This window comes from Pseudomonas sp. NC02 (genome assembly GCF_002874965.1).
Classification (GTDB): domain Bacteria; phylum Pseudomonadota; class Gammaproteobacteria; order Pseudomonadales; family Pseudomonadaceae; genus Aquipseudomonas.
In genome coordinates, this window is record NZ_CP025624.1 from 182,503 (window position 1) to 206,919 (window position 24,417).

The following is a 24,417-nucleotide window of genomic DNA, read 5'->3' on the forward strand; positions in this document are numbered from 1 at the left end:
AGTTACCGCTGAGGGAGGGGCAGCAATGCCAAATCGTCTAACAGTCCTAGTTAAAGATGGGAGAATAGTTAATGGACAATGAAGAAGCGCTTAAAGTCATTGACAGTATGATGTGGGTAAAGAAAGCCTCAATTTTCCTTCTGTTGCTTGATTATGCTCTACGTAACCTTGACTCGGCGAGTGATACGCAAAAAAAATGTCAGGAGGCAGTTGATAAGTGTTGGCGATGGTTGTCTGATCGAGGGCTCAGTGCTGATGAATTAGCATATTATCTAGACTCCGATGATATGCAGAGCGGACCGCTGGCAGAAGGAAATTTTGCATCTGAAAGCGTAGAACAAAATAGTTTAATTTTAATATTGTTGGTGATCGGTTTTTTTGCCAATAAGGCCTATAAGATTGTAGGGCTACAAGAGCAAATGTCTGAGCCGGTATGTGAGGCGGACGAGAGCTCTGCTGTATATATTGTTGCTTATATTGAACGGATAGGCTTGTCTGATAAGTTGAGTGTTTATCTATCTGCACACGTTTTGGAAAATAGGGGGCAATCCACGTTTTAATGCTGGCAGAGTTGCTCTTTAACGTAAAGGGCAAGGATTTATTTAGGACGTAAAAGTGACGGATTTGTTTAAATATTAGATTTAAAAACTCCAGCTAGGTCAATTAAATAAATCCGTCCCCTTTGCACAGAGTGAGTATAAAAAATGGAAAACTTGGAACTCTCCGAGTTAAAATTTCCGAGTATGAGAGAGGAGCTGGTTTCCTATCTGGCAGGTTTGTCGGACTCAGATTACCAGTTCCGTGCCTGGGTAGAACGTTCATCGCCGAATTTAGCTTATGATGAACTTGATTACACAATACATTTTTTATATGACGATACAGGGCTCGCTGAAAATGCATACACTTGGATAGGGCTAGTTTTGAAAAATGATCAGGAAGCTAGAGCCATCGAGGACGTGGTTCAAGCTATTGACGCGCTTTTTGATAAGTATGGTCCTGATCTTTCTGATAAAGAGTATTTGGAAAAAGAAGAGTGGGCACGCATAGTGTGCGTTTCTAAAGATGCTTTAAAAGTTTTGCTTCATGGTAAGTGAGGTTGTTTAACCGAGTTAAAGGGGCGGCACCCAGGCCGCCCGGCTTTTACTCAGGATGGATCGGTATTGAGTCTGCGACTGATGACATCCAGCAAATCACACCCATCGCGCAGCGGAATCGCCAGCAATTGGGCGAAGTCTTGAAGCACCACAGCATCGCTGCTGAGTTGGTCGCGGAAGGCCAGGTTTTCCAGCAGTTGGGTGACGGCGCGAATCCGGTACACGGCGGCGTCGTGGAGGACATCGAGGGGCGCATGGGTGTCGATAAGCAGGGCGGGGACGGTGCAGTCGTGGCCCGTGAGGGGCATGTATCGATTCATTGTCAGTACTCTGTTGGTGGATTAAGCCACCACTCATTCGTCGCCAAACGAATGGGTGGCGGCCGTACGCAGGTTGGCGAACCGGCAACAGAGAAAACCGGCAGACCCGAAGGTCTCCCGCGCACAGCCGCCATATCATGCACAGCTTTGCGGGTGCAAAAACACCTGCATAGAAGCGGGATGCTTTTGCGCTCTGTTGTCAGGTCGCCAAACCTGAATCGCCATGTGGGCGACGGCCCGGACTATAAGCCCGCACCCAAACCCACGCAAGGCAGCAAAGTACTGGCCCACTCCCAATGCCTCATGTCTTCACCCCCATTGCCGACACCCTGGCGATGATTAAACGCATCCACCCACCACCAACATTAAAGGACTGATGTGAAAAACCTTCTCCTGATTCTCCTCTCCACCCTCATCCTCGGCGGCTGCGTCAGCCAGCCCCTCACGCCCGAGCATCGTGCGCAGGTCAAGACGGTCAAAGTGCTGCCCGTAAAGTGGGAAAAGAACATGGTCTACATGGGCCGTGAACAAGCCTGGGGTGCGGCCCTGGGCGCCGGGCTTGGCGCGGGCGTCGGCATGGCCAGCGGCGCGTCCAAGTTGGGCACGGCGGCCTTGAGCGGCGCGGGGTTTGCCGCCGGCATGAAGGCGGGGCAACTGGCCGAGATGTCGACGCCGGCGGCGATCCTCACGGTGATGGACGCCGAAAATATCGACTTGGGTGTGTTGCTCAAGCAGGCCTTCATTGATGCCTTGGGTAAGACGTCATCGCTCAAAGTGGTGGGTGACGACGAGCCGGCCGATGCGCAGATTCAACTGACGGTAGGCGAGTGGGGCTTTCGCCTGACCCAGGGTTTCAGCAGCGTGGTCTACCCGACGCTCACCGTGGTGGCGCGCATGGACCGTGGCGACGAGATGCTCTGGCGCACGGTGGAGTCGATCACGCCGTTCAATGGCCAGAATGTCTACGGCTACACGCCGCTCACATATCGCACTGATCCTGAGGCGTTGCGCCGCGCGTTGACGGGTATCACGCAGATCTCCGGGAGTTATTTGGTGAAGGAGCTCAAGTAGACCAGCGAGAGGTCGCCGCGTGGCTTGCGGTGGCTGATCCTGACGCGAGCAGTTTGATAGAACCCGCCGAGCACCTTGAACATTTTGTATATCCCATTGTCTTTACCCCGCCCACCCGCAACCGGTCGGGCTGCATGGACTGCAGCGTTTTCAAATGACATTAAGGATTAATGTGAACCTCGCCCCCCAAGCCTCTTTTCTGTCACCGCCCGCTGTGGTGCACAGGCGCGCGCCTGCGTTTCAGGAAGGCACCCTGGGGGAATGCATTCGGATCAATTGATCCCTCGCTTAGCACACCTACTGCCGCCGGGCCTATTGGCGGCTTTTAATGTAGTTCATGGAGTTTGAAATGAAGCGTAAGCAGTTCCAGAAAAGCCTGTTGGCACTCATGGTCGGCGCAATCAGTACGCAAGCGCTGGCGGTGGAATTCGACTTGGGGCAGGGCAAGAACATTTGGGTCGGCGAGACCTTTAATGAGTCATTGATTATCAACGGGACGTTCTCCGAAGTAGTGGTGCCGACCACCACCAACCCTGCCGGACTGGGTGTGGCCAACACCACTATCCAGGGTTCGTTGATCAACCGTGCCGACATCACTCTGGATTCCCAGGGCGCCGCCATCCGTGCGATTGCCCTGGATCCGCTGTTCTGGTCGGGCCCGCAGAACCTGAGCCCGGGAACTGTCACCGGGGACGTGGTCCAGGCGGGCAACATTCTTATGAAAAATGGGGGTTACGAGGGCCTTGAGATCGGCGCGACGACCATCGGTGGAAGTGTCATCAACTCTGGCACCATCCGTTCCACGCTGCCCCTGACGCCGCCGGCTTCACCTTCCTACGTGGATGGCGGCGAAGGCATTTACCTGCATGGCACCACCATCGCCGGCGACGTCTCGAACACCGGTGTGATCGACATGAAAGGTGATTACGCCATCGGCCTGATCCTCGACCGCCAGAACAATCTGGGTACCACCGTCGGCGGCAAAATCCTCAACGCCGGCACGCTCAAGGCGACGGGCGAGGGCGCCTGGGGCATCGAGGTGGAAACCGACACCAACCCTCTGCGCATCGAAAACAGCGGCCTGCTTTCTGCCAACGGCAATGACGCCAAGACGGTGATGTTTCTAAACGGTACGGTCGACTACATCCTCAACACCGGCACCGTCGAGGCCACGGGCACCAACGCCAATGCCTTCGAGTTTGCCGGGGCAACCTTTGCCCAGAACAGCGCGACCGGCGCGCGCGGCATCGTTAACCGCGGCACGATCAGCGCCGATGGTACAGCCATTCATGTAGATGCCACGGACCAGACCTCGGCGTTCGAGATCAACCAGCAAGCCGGCGAAATCCGCAGTAACGCCGGCATCGCCATCGACGCGGCAAACCTGGCCACCTTGAACTGGACGGGCGGCAAGATCATCGGCGACGTGCTCAACGTCAACGCCGTGAATATCGCCGGCCAGGCCGATTTCACCGGCAGCCGCATCATCGCGCCGGTATCGGTCAACTCGGGCTCGCTGAACCTGTCGGCGCCCGGTACTGCGATCACTGGCAACCTCAACGTTGCTAGCGGCGCAGGTATTGATATGCACCTGGCCGACAGCGTAGTGCCGACCACGCCGTACCTGACTGTCAACGGTGCAGCGAATTTCGCCCAGGCTTCGAAGCTGACCGTGAGCGCCAAGCCGGGCGACTTCGCCAGCACCAACAACGGCACTCAGTACACCCTGTTGCAAGCCACCAGCGTGCAAGACAATGGCCTGTCTGTGGCCAGCTCGTCCTCTCTGCTGAACGTGCTGAGCTACTCGGCCGACGCGCAAACGGTCAAGGCCGTAGTGGCGGTTAAAGACAACCAGCAAGTGCAGCAGGAGCTCGCCGCGGTGGGCGCCGGCGCTGCGTCAACGACGGCGGTGAACACCTTTAAAAACGACGTACTGAGCGGACTCAATCAGAACGACCCAGTGTTCCAAACCCTGGCTGACGCCGGCACAGCACAGCAGCTTGCTCAGGTCAGCGAACAACTCAAGCCGGACGTCAATCGCGGCGCCCTGGACGTGGCGTTGTCGGGCCAGACCGTGGTCAACGGCGCGATCTTCAACCGCCTCACCGACCAGCGCGAAAGCCATCAAACCGGCGGCGTGTGGGTGCAGGGCCTGAGCAGCAACATGGACCAGGACGGGCGTGGCGGCAACAACGGCTACTCGGCCAACAGCAGCGGCATGGCCGTGGGTGTGGACGGGCGCTTGAACGACACCACCACGTTGGGCGTGGCGTACAGCTACCTTAACTCCAACATCCATTCCGACCTCGGCAACAAGACCGATGTGGAGGGCCATGCGCTGTCGCTGTACGGCAACTGGTCGCTGCAAAACTGGTTTGTCGACGGCAGCCTCAGCTATGGCCATAACGACAACGACAGCAAACGCCATATCGCCGGCACCACAGCCAAGGGCAGTTACGACAGCAATGTGCTGTCTGCCAGTGTGATCGGCGGCTACAGCTTCAAGCCGTCGCAGGCCGTGGTGATCGAGCCGCGCGTGGCAGCGCGTTACGCCAACGTGCGCATGGACGGTTTCAACGAGAAGGGCTCCTCGGCCGCGCTGAGCACCCAGTCGCAACGCTATGAAGTGGGCGAGCTGGGCGCTGGTGTGCGCTTGGCGGGCAACTTGCCCATGGGTGCCGGTAGCTTGCAGCCGGAAGCAACCTTGATGGCGTATCACGACCTGATGGGTGATCGCGTCGCACAAACCTCCAGCTATGTGCTCGGCGGTTCTGCGTTCACCGTCACCGGCGCTTCGGTGGCGCGTGACAGCTATGAAGCCAGTGTCGGCGTGAACTACCAGGTGTCGGACTTTACCGTGGGTGCCAGCTACACCCGCCAGGCCCGCAGTGGTTTTGATGCCGATGGGGTCATGCTCAAGGCGCGGTACGCGTTTTAAGTATTACGGCCGATAGAAAACGGCATCGGGCTGCGGTTCTCCCACGTAGCCCGAGCCAGACTTTTAAATGTGCTCAAGGAAGTAACCCATGAAAAAGACCTCACTCTTAATCCTCGCCCTGGTCTTGGCCGGCTGCCACTCCACTGCCAGGAACTCCTCGCCAAGCCTGCTGACGGACGGCGTCCAGTTGCAGCAGAAAAAGGTCGAGGTGGACGCCGAACACGCCAAGGTCATCATGAAGGCAACCGGTTTTACCTATCCGGTGCAGTTCTCCGTACGCCGTAGTTCCGATGCAGACCAGCGACCGGAAATCCTCGGGACGGTGGTGGATTCCGGCCGTGGCAAGGTATTCGGCTGGATCGCCAAGATGAACGAAGTGGGCAACAGCGCCGTCGCCAAACGCTTCCCGCAGTTGGAAGTGCAGGCTGACCCGGGGCAGCCCTTTGAAGTGATCGGCGAGTCACGGGTCTACAACGCCAACTATGTCGGCCTCGTCAAAACCTATGTGTATGAGTGCGGCCCCATGAGTTCGACCTTCAAGCCTGAGAAGCAAAAGGTTTACCTGGTGGAATTCGTGATTATCGGGAAGGGCTGTGAGCAGCATGTGTATGACGTAACTGCGCCTAATGAGCGTGTCCCGGTGGCGACTGTGGCGGCGACAGGAAATATTCCGTCGCTCTAAGTTGCTTTAACCCGAATCGCCAGCCCCTTGCGTCTGACCTTGTGAACGGATCATTCATTCACGAGGTTCAGCCCATGTCCCGTCCTCTTCTGCTGTTGCGTCCTGCCGCCCAAGGCTTCACCGTGACCCTGCTGGTGGCGCTTGCCGGGTGTGGGCTCTCTTCATCCCGTGACGTGGCCAAGCCCGCTGAGTCGGCGCCTGTCGTGGAGGTGCAAAGTGAGCCCGCCAGCGTCCAGGGGGCCATGGTCAAGCGGATGGTTGCGCCTGCACCGATGGCGTCGCGATTGGTCATGAACGACTCGATCGCCATGCAATACCAGACCGAGCCTCGGGAGCACTATCAGAACCTCCCGGACAACCCGATTCGCAGCGTTGCCGAAACACCGGTCTCCACCTTCAGCGTCGATGTCGACACCGGCAGCTATGCCAACGTACGACGTTTCCTTAATCAAGGCAGCCTGCCGCCCGAAGGTGCTGTGCGACTTGAGGAGATGGTCAATTACTTCCCTTATGACTACGCCTTGCCCACCGACGGCTCGCCCTTTGGCGTGACCACTGAAGTAGCACCGTCACCCTGGAACCCCCACACCCGACTGTTGCGCATCGGCATCAAGGCCTCGGACCGCGCGGTGGCAGACCTGGCACCGGCCAACCTGGTGTTCCTGGTGGACGTATCCGGCTCGATGAATCGCCGCGAAGGCCTGCCTCTGGTCAAGAGCACCCTGAAATTGCTGGTGGACCAACTGCGCGACCAGGACCGCGTCTCGCTGGTGGTCTACGCCGGCGAATCGCGGGTGGTGCTCAAGCCCACCTCGGGCCGGGACAAAACCAAAATCCGCAACGCCATCGACCAACTCACCGCCGGTGGCTCCACCGCAGGCGCGTCGGGGATCGAAATGGCCTACCAAATGGCCCGCGAAGGGTTTATCGACAAAGGCATCAACCGCATCCTGCTGGCCACCGACGGTGACTTCAACGTAGGCGTGAGCGACTTCGACAGCCTCAAGCAATTGGCGGTCGACCAGCGCAAAAGCGGCGTGTCCCTGACCACCCTCGGCTTCGGTGTGGATAACTACAACGAACACCTGATGGAACAACTGGCCGATGCCGGTGATGGCAACTACGCCTATATCGACAACCTGCGCGAAGCCCGCAAAGTGCTGGTGGACCAGCTCAGCTCGACCCTCGCTGTGGTGGCCCGGGATGTGAAGCTGCAAGTGGAATTCAATCCGGCGCAGGTCAGCGAATACCGATTGCTCGGCTATGAAAACCGCGCCCTGAAGCGTGAGGATTTCAACAACGACAAGGTCGACGCCGGAGAAATCGGTGCCGGGCACACGGTGACCGCGTTGTATGAAATTGTCCCGAAGGGTGAACAGGGCTGGCTGGAGCCACTGCGCTACGCATCGGCAACCAAGGCTGACGGTAAAACTGATGAGTTGGCGATGTTGCGGGTACGCTACAAACCAGCGGAAGGCGGCGATAGCCGACTGATCGAACACCCGATCAGCAACCAGCACAGCGGCAAACCCAGCGACGACCTGCGCTTCTCTGCTGCCGTGGCCGCCTTCGCCCAGCAACTCAAGGGTGATGGCCGCTACACTGGCAGCATGAGTTTCAAGGACACGGCCGCACTGGCCCGCTCCGCTCGGGGCGACGACCCTTTTGGTTTGCGCGGCGAGTTTGTGCAACTGGTCGAATTGGCCCAGAGCCTCCAGGCCCCGGCCAAACACTGATCCACCTCAAAGGAGTGCGCCACCTGATGGATTCACCCAGCGACGAAGCCCTGCTGTCCCGCTACCGCAGCGGCGACGGTGCAGCGTTCGAGGCCCTGTATGCGCGGCATCGACAGGGCCTGTACCGTTTTCTGGTGTCCTTGAGCAACAAGGCCGAACTGGCCGAGGAAGTGTTCCAGGACACCTGGCTCAGCCTGATCCGCAGCACCAGCGAGCCACAGGGCCGGGCGAGCTTTCGCACCTGGCTGTTCCAGATTGCCCGCAACCGCCTGATCGACCACTGGCGCAAGCACGGCATCCACAACCCGCTGCACGACAGCTACGATGAGCAGCTTCACGGCCAGCCCGACGACAGCGCCGGGCCTGAGCAACTGCTGAGCCTGAGCCGCGACCAGGCGCGCCTGGACAGCGCACTGCAAGACTTGTCCGAAGACCAGCGCGAAGTGTTCCTGCTGCGCCTGCATGGCGAGCTGGAAGTGCCACAAATCGCCGCGCTCACCGGCGCCCCACTGGAAACGGTCAAAAGCCGCTTGCGTTACGCCCAGCAGAAACTGCGCCGACTGCTGGCCGAGGAGGTACCCGCATGACTGACCCCCGACATACCCAGGACTCGAACGACGAGCTGCTGATCGAGCATTTCCGTCAACACACCAGCGGCGAGCCGCCGGCTTCCCTGGACGCCTTCATCCTGGCCACCGCCCACCGTGAAGCACCGGTGCGGCAACCCGGCCTGTGGCAGCGTTGGTTACAGGCCTGCCAACGGCCGCGCTGGCAGATGGCGTTTGCCACCGTCGCGGGTGTGGCCCTGATGATTGGTTTGGTCACGCGCTCGCCGGTGCCGCAGCCGGAGTTATCCACAGGCACTTACGCGGCCGCCCCGCAGGAACTGGCTCGTCCAGCCCCGGCAGCCGCGCCGATGGCTCGATTCTCCGTGGCTCCGCAGGCCGATAGCGCACCGCAGGTGCAGGCAGAAGTCGCGGGTTCGCTGGCGGATGAGCCGGTGGCGAAGATGAGCAAGCGCTCGGCTGTTGTGCTGCCGCCATTGGAGCAAGGGCTGCAGGAAATCCTGCGGTTGCGGCAGGCGGGAGAGGCGAAGGCGGCGGATGAGAAGCTGCTGGAGTTGCATAAGCGCTTTCCCAAGGAAGACTTGCCGGCGCGGTTGGAGGCGTTGCAGAAACCCTGAATCGACGCCCACAAAAAAGCCCCAGGCCTTTCGACCTGGGGCTTTTTCATCTGTATCTGGTGCACCCGGCGGGATTCGAACCCACGACCCCTGCCTTCGGAGGGCAGTACTCTATCCAGCTGAGCTACGGATGCTTGTGCGGGCGACATCATACCCATGTCGACCTTGGGCGTCCATGCCGCTTTTCGCCCGGCCACCGGTAGGAATACGCGCCGCTGACGCCCTGTGCCGGGCATCTCGGCGCAATACGGTGGAACTCGCCCGAAACACGCTGATCAGAAAAATCGAGCAAATGCGCCGTTTTCGTTCTTTTTTTCGAACAGACTATTGCCCTGCACCCCCATTGATCCTAGGATTCGTTTGAGATTTCAAACGCTCCTGCCTGGGTGCTGAACCGCACATTTGTCCTTTCGTGCGCTATTTACGTGCTTGCGCCCAGTGAATGATTTCCCTGACGGCAGCCCTCAAGGCGCCTTTCAACAACTCTAATTCGCTCCGCGCGTGCGCGGTGCTGTTAAGGAAAGCCGACATGCAGCTCAAAGACACCCAGTTGTTCCGCCAGCAAGCCTTCATTGATGGCGCTTGGGTCGATGCGGACAACGGTCAAACGATCAAGGTCAACAACCCCGCTACCGGCGAAATCCTCGGTACCGTGCCAAAAATGGGCGCCGCCGAAACCCGTCGCGCCATTGAAGCAGCTGACAAGGCCCTGCCGGCCTGGCGTGCACTCACCGCCAAGGACCGCGCCAACAAGCTGCGCCGCTGGTTCGAGCTGATCATCGAGAACCAGGATGACCTGGCTCGCCTGATGACCCTGGAACAAGGCAAGCCGCTGGCCGAAGCCAAGGGCGAAATCGTTTACGCCGCTTCGTTCATCGAGTGGTTCGCCGAAGAAGCCAAGCGAGTCTACGGTGATGTGATTCCCGGCCACCAGCCGGACAAGCGCCTGATCGTGATCAAGCAACCAATCGGCGTTACCGCTGCCATCACCCCGTGGAACTTCCCGGCCGCGATGATCACCCGTAAAGCCGGCCCGGCCCTGGCTGCCGGTTGCACCATGGTGCTCAAGCCTGCGTCGCAAACCCCGTTCTCCGCGTTCGCCCTGGCTGAACTGGCCCAGCGTGCCGGGATTCCGAAAGGTGTGTTCAGCGTGGTCTCCGGCAGCGCCGGCGATATCGGCAGCGAGCTGACCAGCAACCCGATCGTGCGTAAGTTGTCCTTCACCGGCTCCACCGAAATCGGTCGCCAGCTGATGGCCGAATGCGCCAAGGACATCAAGAAGGTTTCCCTGGAACTGGGCGGCAACGCGCCGTTCATCGTGTTCGACGACGCAGACCTGGATAAGGCCGTCGAAGGCGCGATCATTTCCAAGTACCGCAACAACGGCCAGACCTGCGTCTGCGCCAACCGTCTGTACATCCAGGATTCGGTGTACGACGCGTTCGCCGAGAAACTGAAAGTGGCAGTGGCCAAGCTGAAGATCGGCAATGGTCTGGAAGAGGGCACCACCACCGGCCCGCTGATCGACGAGAAGGCCGTGGCCAAGGTTCAGGAGCACATCGCTGATGCCCTGAGCAAAGGCGCGACCCTGTTGGCTGGCGGCAAGGTGATGGAAGGCAACTTCTTCGAGCCGACCATCCTGGTCAACGTGCCGAAAGATGCTGCCGTGGCCAAGGAAGAAACCTTCGGCCCACTGGCGCCGCTGTTCCGCTTCAAAGACGAAGCTGAAGTGATCGCGATGTCCAACGACACCGAATTCGGCCTGGCTTCCTACTTCTATGCCCGCGACCTGGGCCGTGTGTTCCGTGTGGCTGAAGCCCTGGAATACGGCATGGTCGGCGTCAACACCGGGTTGATCTCCAACGAAGTGGCGCCGTTCGGCGGCATCAAGGCTTCGGGCCTGGGCCGTGAAGGCTCCAAGTACGGGATCGAGGACTACCTGGAAATCAAATACCTCTGCCTGGGCATCTAAGCCCGGCAAGGCATTGTTGCAAACGCAAAGGGCACGAGAGCGCTGTCCCTTTGCGTGTTTCACCCGTTATTCGTAGTGGCCGGGAAAGCTGTGGCAGTCGATCATCGCATGCTGCCGTAGTTGCCTCCCCGCCACGTATTCCTTGGACCACGCCACCCGATGAGTGGCGAATGAGGACTTTATGAGCAAGACCAACGCATCCCTGATGAAACGCCGCGAAGCCGCTGTACCACGCGGTGTTGGCCAGATTCACCCGATCTTCGCCGAGTCGGCGAAGAACGCCACCGTGACCGACGTTGAAGGTCGCGAGTTCATCGACTTCGCCGGTGGTATCGCCGTGCTGAACACCGGCCACGTGCACCCGAAAATCATCGCCGCCGTGACCGAACAGCTGAACAAGCTGACTCACACCTGCTTCCAGGTACTGGCTTACGAACCGTACGTTGAGCTGTGCGAAAAAGTTAACGCCAAGGTCCCGGGTGATTTCGCCAAGAAAACCCTGCTGGTCACCACCGGTTCCGAAGCGGTAGAGAACGCCGTGAAGATCGCCCGTGCCGCCACTGGCCGTGCCGGCGTGATCGCGTTCACCGGCGCCTACCACGGTCGCACCATGATGACCCTGGGCCTCACCGGCAAAGTCGTGCCGTACTCGGCCGGCATGGGCCTGATGCCAGGCGGCGTGTTCCGCGCGCTGTTCCCGAACGAACTGCACGGTGTGAGCGATGACGACTCCATCGCCAGCATCGAACGCATCTTCAAGAACGATGCCGAGCCGCGTGATATCGCTGCCATCATCATCGAGCCGGTGCAGGGCGAAGGCGGTTTCTACGTCGCGCCTAAATCCTTCATGAAGCGCCTGCGCGAACTGTGCGACAAGCACGGCATCCTGCTGATCGCCGACGAAGTGCAAACCGGTGCCGGCCGTACCGGTACTTTCTTCGCCATGGAACAGATGGGCGTTGCCGCCGACCTGACCACCTTCGCCAAATCCATCGCAGGCGGCTTCCCGCTGGCCGGTGTGTGCGGCAAGGCTGAATACATGGACGCCATTGCTCCGGGCGGCCTGGGCGGCACCTACGCTGGTAGCCCGATCGCTTGCGCCGCGGCCCTGGCCGTGATGGAAGTGTTCGAAGAAGAGCACCTGCTGGACCGCTGCAAGGCTGTGGGCGAGCGCCTGGTGACCGGTCTGAAAGCTATCCAGGCCAAGTACCCGGTGATCGGTGAAGTGCGTGCCCTGGGCGCGATGATTGCGGTCGAGCTGTTCGAAGATGGCGACAGCCACAAGCCGAACGCCGCTGCTGTCGCTTCCGTGGTGGCCAAGGCGCGTGACAAGGGCTTGATCCTGCTGTCCTGCGGCACCTACGGCAACGTGTTGCGCGTGCTGGTTCCGCTGACTTCGCCGGACGAGCAGTTGGACAAAGGCCTGGCGATCATCGAAGAGTGCTTCTCCGAGTTGTGATCAAAAGTTGACCTGATCGACAAAAAACCCGCTTAGGCGGGTTTTTTTGTGCCCGATGAACGGTATTCAGCCGTTGTTCATTGTACGCAGGCGGCTCCTTTGTCTAAGGTGCTGGTATTGCCGATGGAGCGTGCTGGATGACTGCTGTTGATTTACCGGCTGTACCCCGTGTGTTGATTGCCGAGGCCGACCCTTGGTCCCGAGATCTGCTCAAGCAGGTGTTGCTGAATGTGCGCTGTGACGCACGGCTGGATGTGTGTGCCGATGGCCAGCGGGCCACCGAGTTGCTGCGTGACAAACCCTATGACCTGATCATTGCCGATTGGGAGCTGCCCGGCGTCGATGGCCTGAGCCTGCTGCGCAGTGTGCGCCTGCAACGGCGTACGCCGCTGTTGCCGTTTATCCTGCTGAGTACCCGCAACGACAGCGCCAGTGTGCGCGAAGCCTTGCCGCTGGCACCGACCGCGTACCTGACCAAACCCCTGAACATGGAAAGCCTGACCCAGCGCCTGCAGGACTTGCTGCTGAACGAAGGTGAGACGGTGTATTGCGAAGTCCCGGCCCTGGCGCCGGGCATGACCTTGCCGGTGTTTCTGGAGCGCCGCCGGGAAGCCTCAGACGGCGCGCCGCTGCGGGTCGACGTGCAGGCTGCGGTGCAACATAGCCTGGAGCCGGAGGGCCTGGACCTCAAGCGCCTGGAAGAGCAGGTGCGCATGGACCCTCAGATTACTGCCGTGTTGATCGCCGCCGCCAACAGCGCCGGCCATCACGGTTCGCCGGTACAGACCCTGGGCATGGCCCTGCACAAGCTGGCGGCGGGGCAGAGCATGAACCTGATCCTGGGGCTCGCCCTCAAGCACAACGTGGTACTGAGCGACCCGAGCCTTGTGGATTACGCCGAGCGTCATTGGCAGCTGTCCCAGCGTACCGCCGACTACGCCCGCAGCCTGGCGCGCATGCTCGACCTGGATCACGAGCGCTGCTACAGCGCCGGGATCCTCCATCGCCTTGGCGACCTGGCCTTGCTGCGGTGCCTGCAAGACTGGCTGCTGGGCGGTGGCGAACTGGATGATGAAGCGATTGGCGAGTCCCTCTACACCTTCGGTGCGGCCTATGGCTCGGCACTGCGCACACGCTGGCGCCTGCCGCTGGAGTTGCGCCAGTTGATCGCGGCGATTTATTCGCTGGAGGGCGGGGTGTATTCCCGCGAAGCGCTGGTGATGAACCTGGCGGCGCAACTGGCGCGGCTGACCGAGCATGAAGGCGTCGAGGCATTGGCGAAAGGCAAGACGGCACGCTTGCTCAAGGTGGGTTTGCCGGAATTGACGCGTATGCGCAAAACCTAGCAGGCGATGCGTGCCAGTGTGGGAGCTGGCTTGCCTGCGATAGCATCATCCCGGTACAACCGACATACCGAGGTGCCTGCATCGCGGGCAAGCCCGGCTCCCACAGGTCATCGTGTAGCATCAGCCGGGGAGCACGCGGTTTTTGCCCTGGCGCTTGGCCTCGTACATGGCCGCGTCAGCGCGGGCAAACAGGCTGTCCACGTTGGCGTCCTCGGCGGTCAGGCTGGCCAGGCCCTGGCTGACGGTGACCGCAAAGCTCTCACCGTCGTGGCTGAAGCTAAGCTGCGCAATCTCGTGCCCCAGGCGTTCGGCCACCTGCATTGCCATCTCCGGGGCACAACCGGGCAGTATGGCGGCGAACTCTTCGCCGCCAATACGCCCGAACAGGTCGCCACGGCGCAGAACTCCCCGACCGCTCTCGGCGATACGCTGCAACACCTGATCGCCTTCCAGGTGGCCGTAGGTGTCGTTCACCACCTTGAAGTCATCGATGTCCAGCAACAGGAACGCCAGGGGCGTGCCTTGCAGGCAGGCGCGTTCAAACTCGTGGTGGGCGCACTCGAAGAAATGCCGGCGGTTGCTGCTGCGGGTCAGTACATCGGTGGTGGCCAGACGGTGCAGCTCGAGCTCCAGCTGCTTCTTTTCGGTGATGTCTTCGGCTATGCCTACCACGATCACCGGCTGGCCGGGCTCGGCCTGCTGGTTGATGTAACACTTGTCGCTGAGCCAGCGGATCTGCCCGTCGGCGGTGATGATGCGGTACTCGCGGTCTTCCACGGCGCCGCTGTGCAGCACCTGGGCCAGGCTGTGCTCGGCGTAGTCGAGGTCTTCGGGGTGGATGCTGTTGCGCCATTCCCGATAGTCGGTCAGCAACATGCCCGCCGTACGTCCGAAAACCCGCTCATAGGCCGGGCTGACGTACAGCACGCGGCGAGTGTCCCACTCGATTGCCCAGAGCACGGCATTCACACTGACCAACAGCGAACTCAGCAGTTGCTCGCGTTCACTCAGCCGTTCCACTTCGCCCTGGGCATGCATCAGGGCCAGCAACGTAGCGGCGGCTGCCGGTCGTGGCTGTTCGAGGACGGGGGTGTCGGTGAAGGTCTTTTCGTGGACCATCGGCACAACTCTCTCTGGGCAGGCCGCGGGGTTGGGCAGCGGTCACAACAAGGGCCGCCGGGATGGCGAAGTGTTGATTGAGAGGGGGAATTTGCTGCGAAGTTCCGTTATCAGCGCCGATTAGAGGCGACCAAGAAATGGCGCCAGAAACATGTAGGAGCGAGTTTGTTGGGGGGAGGGGCTTGCTGTGGGGAAGGAGCTGCTATGGGGAAGGAGCTTGTTGTGGCGAGGGAGCTTGCTCCCGCTGGGCTGCGTAGCGGCCCCAAAATCTTGGGAGCGCTGCGCACTCCAGCGGGAGCAAGCTCCCTCGCCACAGAAGCTCCCCTGCCACAAAAAATCGGCTCGCTACAGCCGTATCAGGCCGCGGCAGGCCGCAGCGAATAGGTCTTCAGCTGATGGGCAAAGTCCCGCAGGGATTGAATCCCGCTCGCCTCGGCCTCGTGCACCCATTCCTTGATCGCCGCCAGCATGTCGTGGCCGTTGGTGCTGGTTTTCAGCCAGATCTGTTGCAGCGCCAGGCGCTTCTCGTAGATCACTTTCAAAGCCTGGCTGTGTTCCAGCATGCTCTGGATGCGCACATGGTGGCGGTCATCCAGCAGGCTGGTCTCCCGCGACAGCAGGCGCTTGGCGCGATGGAATTGGTGGCGCACCGAGTGATCGACCTTTTCCAGTTCCTGCTTGACCAGCGGGCCAATCACCAACTTGCGGTACTGGGCCATGATCTGGAAGCGGTTGTTGAGGATCGCCATCGCGGTGTCCATGTCCAGGCTGCCCTTGCCTTCGACCCGGTGGGCGATCGGCGCGACCCGTTGCACCTTGGCCAGGCGCAGGAAGCTGAACACTTTGATCCAGGCCCAGCCCAGGTCGAACTCCCACTTCTTCACCGACAGCTTGGCGGAGTTGGGGTAGGTGTGGTGGTTGTTATGCAGTTCTTCGCCACCCACGATGATGCCCCAGGGAATCAGGTTGGTCGCCGCATCGCGGCATTCGAAGTTGCGGTAGCCGATGGCATGACCCAGGCCGTTGATTACGCCGGCAGCCCAGAACGGGATCCACATCATCTGGATGGCCCAGATGGTGATGCCGATGGTGCCGAACAGCAGCAGGTCGATCACGCCCATGATCGCCACGCCCAGCAGCGGGTACGGGGTGTAGAGCTTGCGCTCGATCCAGTCTTCCGGGCAGTTCTTGCCGTAGATGCGCAGGGTCTCGGGGTTCTCGGCTTCGGCGCGATACAGCTCGGCGCCTTTGCGCAGCACGGTGGACAGGCCCTTGATCACCGGGCTGTGGGGATCGTCGACGGTTTCGCACTTGGCGTGGTGTTTGCGGTGGATAGCGGTCCACTCGCGGGTGTTCTGCGCCGTGGTGAGCCACAGCCAGAAGCGGAAGAAGTGTTTCAGGCCAGCATTGAGCTCCAGGGAGCGGTGGGCTGAATAGCGGTGCAGATAGACCGTGACCCCGACAATGGTCACGTGGGTCATCAACAGAGTGACTGCCACCAGTTGCCAGGCCGACAAGTCAAGAAAACCGTTGTACCACATAGGCTGTATGGCCCTCAGATAAAGAAAAAACCAGCTTGCGCATTATCACTAAGCCTACAGATAAAACCAGCCGCCCTTTCAGATAGGAGTGACTGGATGTTTCTTATTCTATAATCCGTAACCTTTGTAGGGCGAATCTGGTTTTTTAGTAAGGATTACTGAACATATGCTGTTTTCATACCGAGGTGCCCTGCGTGCCGGGCTGATGTACCTGCTGGTTTCGATTGTGTGGATTCAGCTCAGCCATCAGGTATTGATCAACTTTATCGATGAACCCGTGGAGCTGGGCCGCTGGCTTCAGATACGCGGTTACCTGTGGGTCAGCCTCAGTGCCCTGGCGATCTACCTGCTCTGCGCACACTTTGCCCGGGCCAACCTGATCCAGCAGCCACTGAAGGAAAACCGCGAGCGCCTGCGCCAGGCCGCCGCCGTGTTCGATTGCACCCGCGAAGGGGTGCTGGTCACCGATGCCCAGGGGCTGATTGTTCACGTCAACCGGGCCTTTATCGAAATCACCGGCTACCAGTGCGAAGACGTGCTGGGGCACCAGCCGAGCCTGTTCAAGTCCGGGCGCCACTCGGCCAGTTTCTACCAGGCGATGTTCGAGACGCTGGAACGTGAAGGTGAATGGAGCGGTGAAATCTGGAACCGCCGTAAAAGCGGCGAAATCTACCCACAGTGGCAGACCATCCGGGTGATCCGTGATGAGCAGGGCCATATCAGCCACTACGTCGCGGTGTTCTCCGATATCAGCGCCATCAAGCACTCCGAGAGCGAGTTGGCGCACCTGGCCCATCACGACCCGCTGACCGACCTGCCCAACCGCCTGCTGTTCACCGATCGTGCCGAACAGGCCCTGGCCTCCGCGCAGATCCATAAACGTGGCTGCGCCTTGCTGCTGCTCGACCTCGACCATTTCAAGATCATCAACGACAGCCTCGGCCATAACGTCGGCGACCAGTTGCTCAAGGCCGTCGGCGAGCGCCTGCAAGGCCTGTTCGGCCCCGGCGTGACCCTGGCGCGCCTGGGCGGTGACGAGTTCGCGGTGCTGGCGGAAAGTTGTCCGCAGGTGGGCCAGGCCGCCGCCCTGGCGCAACGTATTCTCGACGCGATGAAAGAACCGGTCATCTTCGACGGCCATCAACTGTTTATCAGCGTGAGCATCGGGATCAGCCTGTTCCCCAGCGACGCGCTGAGCGCCGAGCAACTGCTGCGCAACGCCGACTCCGCGTTGTTCAAGGCCAAGAGCGCCGGCCGCGAAGGCTATGCCTTGTACACCGAAGAGCTTACCGCCCACGCCCAGCACCGCGTGGAAATGGCCGGTGAACTGCGTCGCGCCCTGGATCAGCAGGAGCTGCGGGTTTACTACCAGCCAGTGCACGACCTGCAAGACAGCCGAATGATCGGCGTCGAAGCCCTGGTGCGCTGGCAGCACCCGGAGCGCGGGCTGGTGCCGCCGGGGGAATTCATCCCGATTGCCGAGCGCACCGGGCTGATTGCCGACATAGACGCCTGGGTCATGGACCAGGCCTGCCGCCAGATGTGCCAGTGGCTGGCAGACGGTGCACCGTTGACGTTTCTCGCGGTGAATGTGTCCAGCCGCCTGTTTGCCCGGCGGGAGCTGTATGAGCAAGTGGCCAAGGTGCTGCACGACACGGGGCTGGATCCGGCGCTTTTAGAGCTGGAAGTCACCGAAAGCGCGGTGATGGAGGACCCGGAAGTCGCCCTTGAGCAAATGCATCGCCTGCGTGAGCTCGGCTTACGCCTGGCTATCGACGACTTTGGCACCGGTTATTCATCGCTGCTGCGGCTCAAGCGCTTGCCGGTGCAGAAGCTCAAGATCGACCAGGGTTTTGTCGCCGGGTTGCCATGGGATGAGGACGATGCGGCGATCGTGCGGGTAGTGATCGCGTTGGCGCAGAGCATGGGCATGCAGGTGCATGCCGAAGGTATCGAGCAGGTTGAGCAGGCGCGGTTTCTATTGGACCAGCGCTGTGACCTTGGCCAGGGGTACTGGTTTGGCCGGCCGATGCCGGCCAGTGAGCTGGATTGGGCGAGGGCGCCGACCATTCGTTAACCACCGCCTGTCCTGATTTCAAACAGGGCCAAAATGTGGGAGCGGGCTTGCTCGCGAAGGCGGTGGGTCAGTCAGCAAATCTGTCACTGACCCACCGCTTTCGCGAGCAAGCCCGCTCCCACATTTGGATCTCCACACGGCTTTATTTCACGGGTCGTCCCGCAAAACCCCTCGCAACCCCTCGTCCCACCAGAAAATTCTTTCTGGTTATATAAACATTCTTAAATAGTATTTTTAAGAATATCCGCGCTTATCTACTATCGCCCTCACGCCGCAAGCAGTGCCGCCACTGCGAGGCACTTCTCATTTCAGGAGCACGACCATGAGCGCATCTCTACGTAGCGTTGACGGCCAGGACGAAGCAGCCATTTTGCGCGAGATCCAGAGCGCCCTGCGCGATCTGCGGTTTGGCGCGGTGGAAATCACTGTGCACAACGCCCAGGTAGTACAAATCGAACGCAAAGAGAAATTCCGTTTGCAGAACCCGGGCAACAAACCGAGCTGAGCAACACCGGCGATTCGATTGCAAGACCCGCAACTATAAGAAAAAAGCCAACACCCAAGAATTTCAGGAGCCTTCTATGTCGTCGATTCGCCGTTATGCCCTGGCAGCACTGGCCAGTGCCGTGTTTGCCGGTTCCGCTGTTGCCAAGGATTACGAACTGCTCAACGTGTCTTACGACCCCACCCGCGAGCTCTACCAGGACTACAACGCTGAATTCACCAGCTTCTGGAAGCAGTCGCACCCGGGTGACAACGTCAAGATCCAGCAATCCCACGGTGGTTCGGGCAAGCAGGGCCGCGCGGTAATCGACGGCCTGCGCGCCGACGTCGTGACCCTGGCCCTGGCCGGCGACATCGACGAAATCGCAAAACTGGGCAAGACCCTGCCGGAAAACTGGCAAACCCGCCTGCCGGACGCCAGCACCCCGTACACCTCGACCATCGTGTTCCTGGTACGCAAGGGCAACCCTAAAGGCATCAAGGATTGGGGCGACCTGATCAAGAAAGACGTGTCGGTGATCACCCCGAACCCGAAAACCTCCGGCGGCGCCCGCTGGAACTTCCTAGCCGCCTGGGCCTACGGCCTGAAAGCCGGTGGCAGCGAAGCCAAGGCCCAGGAATACGTGAAAGAGCTGTTCAAGCACGTGCCGATCCTCGACACCGGCGCGCGCGGTTCGACCATCACCTTCGTCAACAACGGTCAGGGTGACGTGTTGCTGGCCTGGGAAAACGAAGCCTTCCTGGCCCTGAAGGAAGACGGCGGCGCCGACAAGTTCGACATCGTTGTACCTTCGCTGTCGATCCTCGCCGAGCCGCCAGTGGCCGTGGTCGACAAGAACGCTGAGAAAAAGGGCAATACCGAGATCGCCACCGAGTACCTCAAGCACCTGTACAGCCCGGCTGGCCAGGAGATTGCGGCGAAGAACTTCTACCGCCCACGCGATGAGAAAGTCGCCGCCAAATACGCCCAGCAGTTCCCGAAACTGGACCTGGTGACTATCGACAAAGACTTCGGCGGCTGGAAAACTGCCCAACCGAAATTCTTCAATGACGGTGGCGTGTTCGACCAGATCTACTCGGCGCAGTAAGCAAAATCAAACTGTAGGAGCCAGCTTTCTGTGGGAGCCGGGCTTGCCCGCGATAGCATCACCTCGGTGTAACTGATACACCGAGGTGCCGGCATCGCAGGCAAGCCAGCTCCCACAGAAGCTCGCTCCTACAGTGGTATCTACCCGCTAACCAAGGACTCTTATGTCGCGTCGTATCTCCCCCGTCATACCCGGCTTCGGGCTGACGCTGGGCTACACCGTGGTGTACCTCAGCCTGATCGTACTCATCCCCCTTGCGGCGATGTTTGTACATGCCGCTCAACTCACCTGGGATCAGTTCTGGAACATCATCTCCGCACCGCGTGTGCTGGCGGCGTTGAAACTGAGCTTCGGCACTGCGTTGTATGCCGCGATCATCAACGGCGTGATCGGTACCCTGCTGGCATGGGTACTGGTGCGCTACACCTTCCCCGGGCGCAAGATCATCGATGCGATGATCGACTTGCCGTTCGCCCTGCCCACCGCCGTCGCCGGTATTGCACTCACCGCGCTGTACACGCCCACCGGGCTGGTAGGCCAGTTCGCCGCCGACCTGGGCTTCAAGATCGCCTATACCCCCCTGGGCATCACTCTCGCGCTGACCTTCGTCACGCTGCCATTCGTGGTGCGTACCGTGCAGCCGGTGTTGGCCGATATCCCCCGGGAAATCGAAGAAGCCGCCGCCTGTCTCGGCGCCAAGCCCCTGCAAGTGTTCCGCTACATCCTGGTACCGGCGCTGCTGCCGGCCTGGTTGACCGGCTTCGCCTTGGCGTTTGCACGAGGTGTCGGTGAGTACGGTTCGGTGATCTTCATCGCCGGCAACATGCCGATGAAAACCGAGATCCTGCCGTTGCTGATCATGGTCAAGCTCGACCAATACGACTACCACGGCGCCACGTCCATCGGTGTGCTGATGCTGGTGGTTTCCTTTGTCCTGCTGCTGCTGATCAACTTGCTGCAGCGGCGCATCGAACACCCATAAGGAGGCGCGGAACATGTCCCAATCGTCTATTTCCGCCGCGTCCTCGGCCAACGCTGCCCGTCGTGGCAGTGCGGTGTCCCGACGCATCCTGATCAGCCTTGGCTGGCTGGTGTTCTTCCTGTTTTTGTTGCTGCCGCTGTTTATCGTGGTGTCCCAGGGCCTGAAGAATGGCCTGGGTGCGTTCTTCACCGCGATCCTTGAGCCGGACGCGCTGTCGGCATTGAAACTCACGGTGATCGCCGTGGTGATTTCGGTACCGCTCAACGTGGTGTTCGGCGTCAGCGCCGCCTGGTGCGTGAGCAAGTACTCGTTCCGTGGCAAAAGTATCCTGGTGACCCTGATCGACCTGCCGTTCTCGGTATCGCCGGTGATCGCCGGCCTGGTCTACGTGTTGATGTTCGGCGCCCAGGGCTTCTTTGGCCCGTGGCTGCAAGACCATGACATCCAGATCGTGTTCGCCTTGCCGGGCATCGTGCTGGCGACCATCTTTGTCACCGTGCCGTTCGTGGCCCGTGAGCTGATCCCGCTGATGCAGGAGCAGGGCACCCAGGAAGAAGAGGCCGCGCGCCTGCTGGGCGCCAACGGCTGGCAGATGTTCTGGCATGTCACCGTGCCGAACATCAAGTGGGGCCTGATCTACGGCGTGGTGCTGTGTACCGCGCGGGCCATGGGTGAGTTCGGTGCGGTGTCGGTGGTGTCCGGCCACATTCGCGGCGTGACCAACACCTTGCCGCTGCACGTCGAGATCCTCTACAACGAATACAACCACGTCGCCGCGTTTGCCGTCGCGAGCCTGTTGCTGATCCTGGCGCTCTTAATCCTGCTGCTCAAGCAGTGGAGCGAGAACCGTATCAACCGCCTGCGCAAAAGTGCTGGTGAGGAATAAGTCATGTCGATCGAAGTCCGTAATGTCAGCAAGAATTTCAACGCCTTCAAGGCCCTGAACAGCATCAATCTGGACATCCAGAGTGGCGAGCTGGTGGCGTTGCTGGGCCCGTCCGGCTGCGGCAAGACTACCCTGCTGCGGATCATCGCCGGTCTCGAAACCCCGGATGCCGGCAACATCGTGTTCCATGGTGAAGACGTCTCCGGCCACGACGTGCGTGATCGCAACGTCGGCTTTGTGTTCCAGCACTACGCGCTGTTCCGCCACATGACCGTGTTCGACAACGTCGCGTTCGGCCTGCGCATGAAACCGAAAAACCAGCGCCCCACCGAAAGCCAGATCGCGGTAAAAGTCCACGAGCTGCTGAACATGGTGCAGCTCGATTGGCTGTCGGATCGCTACCCGGAACAACTCTCCGGCGGCCAGCGCCAGCGTATCGCCCTGGCGCGCGCCCTGGCGGTAGAGCCGAAAGTGCTGCTGCTGGATGAACCCTTCGGCGCCCTCGATGCCAAGGTCCGTAAAGAACTGCGCCGCTGGCTGGCGCGCCTGCACGAAGACATCAACCTGACCTCGGTGTTCGTGACCCACGACCAGGAAGAAGCCATGGAAGTGGCGGACCGCATCGTGGTGATGAACAAGGGCGTGATCGAGCAGATTGGCTCACCGGGCGAAGTCTACGAAAACCCGGCCAGTGATTTTGTTTATCACTTCCTCGGCGACTCCAACCGCCTGCATTTGGGTGAAGACAAGCACGTGCTGTTCCGCCCGCATGAAGTGTCGCTGTCGCGCCATGAACTGGAAGACCACCACGCGGCTGAAGTGCGTGATATTCGCCCGCTTGGCGCGACCACCCGGGTGACCCTGAAGGTCGAAGGCCAGAGCGAACTGATCGAAGCCGAAGTGGTAAAAGACCACGACAGCCTGACCGGCCTGGCGCGGGGCGAGACGTTGTTCTTCAAGCCCAAGGTCTGGCAAAAAGCCTAAGAACACTGCAAAACCCCTGTGGGAGCTGGCTTGCCTGCGATAGCATCACCTCGGTATGCCTGAGACACCGAGGTGCCAGCATCGCAGGCAAGCCAGCTCCCACATTTAGCTTGTGTTGCTTGTCAGGCCGTGGCGTTCTTGTGCCGCACGGCCACCGGCCCCGAGCGCTCTTCAATCTGCCGCTTCAGCTCATGCCGCAGCCCCACCAGAAACGCCAACTCCGCCACCACAAACAACGGCCCCACGATCAACCCGGACACGTCATCGACAAACGCCGGCTTGCGCCCCTCGTAGTAATGCCCCACAAACTGGATCACCCAGCCCACCACGAACATGCCGATGCCACTGCTCAGCCACACCAGCGTGCTTTGCGCCGCCAGCACATGCCCGGCCCACACCGACAGGCCCATCAACACCGTCATCAGTACGCCGAGCGCCAGTTCCAGGCGCAGGTAGAACCATGCCGAAAGCAGCGCCACTACCACCGCGGGCGACAGCCACAGCCCGGCCACCGTCCATTCGGGGCGTGACAGCAGCACGGCCACGGCCACCACGATCAGCGGGATGCCGATAAAGTGGCTGGCGATATTGCGCGGATCGCGGTGGTAGGCCGCGTATTGACTGAGATGGTCGACGAGGCTTTTCATTGTTGTTCCTCCTGTAGGATGTTTGATCATGCCCTGTAGGCCCGCGACACACTGTCAACTGGCCGACAATCTTCGGAGTTCGCATGGATGTAGAGAAATGGCACCCACGGCTGGCCACCGGTCACTGGTACAGCCATCTGCCTGCTGATCTACAGAATAGCTTGCTGGCCAGCGCCCGGTTGCGGCAGCTGACGGCGGGGCAATACCTGTTCAAGCGCGGCGATCCGCCGTGTGGGTTGTATGCGGTGCTGGAGGGCTCCCTGCGTATCAGCGCGGTGAACGAGCAGGGCAAGGAGGCAGTGTTGAGCCTGGCGGAGTTGCCATACTGGTTCGGCGAAATCTCATTGTTCGACGGGTTGCCCCGCACCCACGATGCTTGCGCCGTCGGGCCTTGTACGTTGTTGCAGGTGCCGCAGCCGGCGTTGCTGCACATTCTTGAACAGACTCCGCGTTACTGGCGCGACATGGCCCTGTTGATGAGCCAGAAGCTGCGCCTGACCTTTATCAATATCGAGCAATTGAGCCTGATGCCGGCGTCGGTGCGGGTGGCGCACCGCCTGCTGATGATCGCCGAGGGCTATGGCGACATCGAGCAGGCCCGGCAGGTGCTGCAACTGCCCCAGGAAGACCTGGCCGCGATGCTGAGCCTGTCGCGCCAGACCACCAATGCGTTGCTCAAGGACCTGCAAGGCCAGGGCATCGTGCGCCTGGGCTATGGCGAGATCGAAATCCTCGACCCGCAACGTTTGCGCGAGGCGGCGCATGCCTGAGGGTGGTAGCCTGCGTTC

The 24,417-nt window shown here is 60.4% G+C and carries 22 protein-coding genes and 1 tRNA gene; 18 read left to right on the forward strand and 5 right to left on the reverse strand.

The annotated features are described in order from the left end of the window. The first annotated feature begins 71 nt into the window (after positions 1-71). Positions 72-560, forward strand: coding sequence for an Imm6 family immunity protein (locus C0058_RS00835; RefSeq protein WP_008433671.1), 489 nt, complete (start codon positions 72-74; stop codon positions 558-560). A 144-nt stretch (positions 561-704) separates the two neighbouring features. Next, positions 705-1,094: a hypothetical protein gene (locus C0058_RS00840; protein WP_008433672.1), complete on the forward strand. Its 390-nt coding sequence runs from the start codon at positions 705-707 to the stop codon at positions 1,092-1,094. A gap of 50 nt (positions 1,095-1,144) precedes the next feature. Here C0058_RS00840 and C0058_RS00845 read toward each other — a convergent pair whose 3' ends face one another. Then, on the reverse strand, positions 1,145-1,402 hold the full coding sequence (locus tag C0058_RS00845; protein WP_008433674.1) for a hypothetical protein: 258 nt from the start codon (positions 1,400-1,402) through the stop codon (positions 1,145-1,147). A gap of 390 nt (positions 1,403-1,792) precedes the next feature. On the opposite strand from C0058_RS00845, the gene C0058_RS00850 reads away from it, so the two are divergent. The 6 genes from C0058_RS00850 (at position 1,793) to C0058_RS00875 (ending at position 9,024) form a co-directional block, all read left to right on the forward strand. Continuing rightward, entirely contained in the window at positions 1,793-2,485 is a 693-nt protein-coding gene (locus C0058_RS00850) for a hypothetical protein (RefSeq protein ID WP_102367864.1), read from the forward strand. 349 nt (positions 2,486-2,834) lie between these two features. Further along, positions 2,835-5,423: an autotransporter outer membrane beta-barrel domain-containing protein gene (locus C0058_RS00855; RefSeq protein WP_102367865.1), complete on the forward strand. Its 2,589-nt coding sequence runs from the start codon at positions 2,835-2,837 to the stop codon at positions 5,421-5,423. Between the two features lie 88 nt (positions 5,424-5,511). Then, a complete protein-coding gene (locus C0058_RS00860) occupies positions 5,512-6,105 on the forward strand; it encodes a hypothetical protein (protein WP_008433680.1) in 594 nt (197 codons plus the stop codon). Between the two features lie 74 nt (positions 6,106-6,179). Continuing rightward, positions 6,180-7,841: a VWA domain-containing protein gene (locus tag C0058_RS00865; protein ID WP_102367866.1), complete on the forward strand. Its 1,662-nt coding sequence runs from the start codon at positions 6,180-6,182 to the stop codon at positions 7,839-7,841. 26 nt (positions 7,842-7,867) lie between these two features. After that, positions 7,868-8,428, forward strand: coding sequence for an RNA polymerase sigma factor (locus tag C0058_RS00870; protein WP_102367867.1), 561 nt, complete (start codon positions 7,868-7,870; stop codon positions 8,426-8,428). Continuing rightward, positions 8,425-9,024 carry a hypothetical protein gene (locus C0058_RS00875; RefSeq protein WP_102367868.1) on the forward strand — a complete coding sequence of 200 codons (600 nt, stop codon included), beginning with the start codon at positions 8,425-8,427 and terminating at the stop codon, positions 9,022-9,024. Before C0058_RS00870 ends, C0058_RS00875 begins: the two co-directional genes overlap by 4 nt. Positions 9,025-9,081: 57 nt before the next feature. On the opposite strand, the gene C0058_RS00880 is transcribed toward C0058_RS00875, so the two are convergent. Continuing rightward, positions 9,082-9,158, reverse strand: a tRNA-Arg gene (locus C0058_RS00880). A 395-nt stretch (positions 9,159-9,553) separates the two neighbouring features. On the opposite strand from C0058_RS00880, the gene gabD reads away from it, so the two are divergent. The 3 genes from gabD to C0058_RS00895 all read left to right on the forward strand — a co-directional run bounded on the left by gabD (position 9,554) and on the right by C0058_RS00895 (position 13,801). Beyond that, positions 9,554-10,996, forward strand: a complete 1,443-nt coding sequence (gene gabD / locus C0058_RS00885) for an NADP-dependent succinate-semialdehyde dehydrogenase (RefSeq protein WP_003218155.1) — start codon at positions 9,554-9,556, stop codon at positions 10,994-10,996. A gap of 181 nt (positions 10,997-11,177) precedes the next feature. Beyond that, positions 11,178-12,455, forward strand: coding sequence for a 4-aminobutyrate--2-oxoglutarate transaminase (gene gabT, locus C0058_RS00890; RefSeq protein WP_003218153.1), 1,278 nt, complete (start codon positions 11,178-11,180; stop codon positions 12,453-12,455). Between the two features lie 137 nt (positions 12,456-12,592). Then, positions 12,593-13,801: an HDOD domain-containing protein gene (locus C0058_RS00895; protein WP_003218151.1), complete on the forward strand. Its 1,209-nt coding sequence runs from the start codon at positions 12,593-12,595 to the stop codon at positions 13,799-13,801. 120 nt (positions 13,802-13,921) lie between these two features. On the opposite strand, the gene C0058_RS00900 is transcribed toward C0058_RS00895, so the two are convergent. Next, the gene (locus C0058_RS00900) at positions 13,922-14,920 is read right to left on the reverse strand and encodes a sensor domain-containing diguanylate cyclase (protein WP_102367869.1); all 999 of its coding nucleotides are present in this window, start codon (positions 14,918-14,920) and stop codon (positions 13,922-13,924) included. 356 nt (positions 14,921-15,276) lie between these two features. Continuing rightward, the gene (gene desA, locus C0058_RS00905; RefSeq protein ID WP_087693634.1) at positions 15,277-16,461 is read right to left on the reverse strand and encodes a delta-9 fatty acid desaturase DesA; all 1,185 of its coding nucleotides are present in this window, start codon (positions 16,459-16,461) and stop codon (positions 15,277-15,279) included. Between the two features lie 166 nt (positions 16,462-16,627). Between desA and dibA the strand changes: the two genes are divergently transcribed. From dibA to C0058_RS00935, 6 genes are all read left to right on the forward strand, one after another. After that, positions 16,628-18,538: a phosphodiesterase DibA gene (dibA, locus tag C0058_RS00910; protein ID WP_102367870.1), complete on the forward strand. Its 1,911-nt coding sequence runs from the start codon at positions 16,628-16,630 to the stop codon at positions 18,536-18,538. Positions 18,539-18,860: 322 nt separating this feature from the next. Further along, complete coding sequence (gene oscA / locus C0058_RS00915) at positions 18,861-19,043, forward strand: sulfur starvation response protein OscA (protein WP_003170956.1); 183 nt, start codon at positions 18,861-18,863, stop codon at positions 19,041-19,043. A gap of 76 nt (positions 19,044-19,119) precedes the next feature. After that, positions 19,120-20,130: a sulfate ABC transporter substrate-binding protein gene (locus C0058_RS00920; protein ID WP_003218143.1), complete on the forward strand. Its 1,011-nt coding sequence runs from the start codon at positions 19,120-19,122 to the stop codon at positions 20,128-20,130. 163 nt (positions 20,131-20,293) lie between these two features. Next, a complete protein-coding gene (cysT, locus tag C0058_RS00925; protein WP_003218141.1) occupies positions 20,294-21,112 on the forward strand; it encodes a sulfate ABC transporter permease subunit CysT in 819 nt (272 codons plus the stop codon). 13 nt (positions 21,113-21,125) lie between these two features. Further along, positions 21,126-21,998 carry a sulfate ABC transporter permease subunit CysW gene (gene cysW / locus C0058_RS00930; protein WP_102367871.1) on the forward strand — a complete coding sequence of 291 codons (873 nt, stop codon included), beginning with the start codon at positions 21,126-21,128 and terminating at the stop codon, positions 21,996-21,998. Positions 21,999-22,001: 3 nt separating this feature from the next. Next, positions 22,002-22,982, forward strand: a complete 981-nt coding sequence (locus C0058_RS00935) for a sulfate/molybdate ABC transporter ATP-binding protein (protein WP_003218138.1) — start codon at positions 22,002-22,004, stop codon at positions 22,980-22,982. A 122-nt stretch (positions 22,983-23,104) separates the two neighbouring features. Here the strand turns inward: C0058_RS00935 and C0058_RS00940 are convergent, their stop codons facing one another. Further along, positions 23,105-23,629 carry a DUF962 domain-containing protein gene (locus C0058_RS00940; RefSeq protein WP_102367872.1) on the reverse strand — a complete coding sequence of 175 codons (525 nt, stop codon included), beginning with the start codon at positions 23,627-23,629 and terminating at the stop codon, positions 23,105-23,107. Between the two features lie 83 nt (positions 23,630-23,712). Here C0058_RS00940 and C0058_RS00945 point away from each other — a divergent pair, with 83 nt between their 5' ends. Continuing rightward, the gene (locus C0058_RS00945; RefSeq protein ID WP_003218134.1) at positions 23,713-24,399 is read left to right on the forward strand and encodes a Crp/Fnr family transcriptional regulator; all 687 of its coding nucleotides are present in this window, start codon (positions 23,713-23,715) and stop codon (positions 24,397-24,399) included. Positions 24,400-24,417 lie beyond the last annotated feature (18 nt).

Coding starts and splice junctions, on each gene's coding strand:
- desA (WP_087693634.1), bottom strand. CDS start 16,461: ATGTGGTACAACGGTTTTCTTGACTTGTCGGCCTGGCAACTGGTGGCA.
- C0058_RS00845 (WP_008433674.1), bottom strand. CDS start 1,402: ATGCCCCTCACGGGCCACGACTGCACCGTCCCCGCCCTGCTTATCGAC.
- C0058_RS00840 (WP_008433672.1), top strand. CDS start 705: ATGGAAAACTTGGAACTCTCCGAGTTAAAATTTCCGAGTATGAGAGAG.
- C0058_RS00935 (WP_003218138.1), top strand. CDS start 22,002: ATGTCGATCGAAGTCCGTAATGTCAGCAAGAATTTCAACGCCTTCAAG.
- C0058_RS00855 (WP_102367865.1), top strand. CDS start 2,835: ATGAAGCGTAAGCAGTTCCAGAAAAGCCTGTTGGCACTCATGGTCGGC.
- C0058_RS00945 (WP_003218134.1), top strand. CDS start 23,713: ATGGATGTAGAGAAATGGCACCCACGGCTGGCCACCGGTCACTGGTAC.
- gabT (WP_003218153.1), top strand. CDS start 11,178: ATGAGCAAGACCAACGCATCCCTGATGAAACGCCGCGAAGCCGCTGTA.
- C0058_RS00900 (WP_102367869.1), bottom strand. CDS start 14,920: ATGGTCCACGAAAAGACCTTCACCGACACCCCCGTCCTCGAACAGCCA.
- cysT (WP_003218141.1), top strand. CDS start 20,294: ATGTCGCGTCGTATCTCCCCCGTCATACCCGGCTTCGGGCTGACGCTG.
- dibA (WP_102367870.1), top strand. CDS start 16,628: ATGCTGTTTTCATACCGAGGTGCCCTGCGTGCCGGGCTGATGTACCTG.
- gabD (WP_003218155.1), top strand. CDS start 9,554: ATGCAGCTCAAAGACACCCAGTTGTTCCGCCAGCAAGCCTTCATTGAT.
- oscA (WP_003170956.1), top strand. CDS start 18,861: ATGAGCGCATCTCTACGTAGCGTTGACGGCCAGGACGAAGCAGCCATT.
- C0058_RS00940 (WP_102367872.1), bottom strand. CDS start 23,629: ATGAAAAGCCTCGTCGACCATCTCAGTCAATACGCGGCCTACCACCGC.
- C0058_RS00865 (WP_102367866.1), top strand. CDS start 6,180: ATGTCCCGTCCTCTTCTGCTGTTGCGTCCTGCCGCCCAAGGCTTCACC.
- C0058_RS00920 (WP_003218143.1), top strand. CDS start 19,120: ATGTCGTCGATTCGCCGTTATGCCCTGGCAGCACTGGCCAGTGCCGTG.
- C0058_RS00895 (WP_003218151.1), top strand. CDS start 12,593: ATGACTGCTGTTGATTTACCGGCTGTACCCCGTGTGTTGATTGCCGAG.
- cysW (WP_102367871.1), top strand. CDS start 21,126: ATGTCCCAATCGTCTATTTCCGCCGCGTCCTCGGCCAACGCTGCCCGT.
- C0058_RS00870 (WP_102367867.1), top strand. CDS start 7,868: ATGGATTCACCCAGCGACGAAGCCCTGCTGTCCCGCTACCGCAGCGGC.
- C0058_RS00875 (WP_102367868.1), top strand. CDS start 8,425: ATGACTGACCCCCGACATACCCAGGACTCGAACGACGAGCTGCTGATC.
- C0058_RS00835 (WP_008433671.1), top strand. CDS start 72: ATGGACAATGAAGAAGCGCTTAAAGTCATTGACAGTATGATGTGGGTA.
- C0058_RS00860 (WP_008433680.1), top strand. CDS start 5,512: ATGAAAAAGACCTCACTCTTAATCCTCGCCCTGGTCTTGGCCGGCTGC.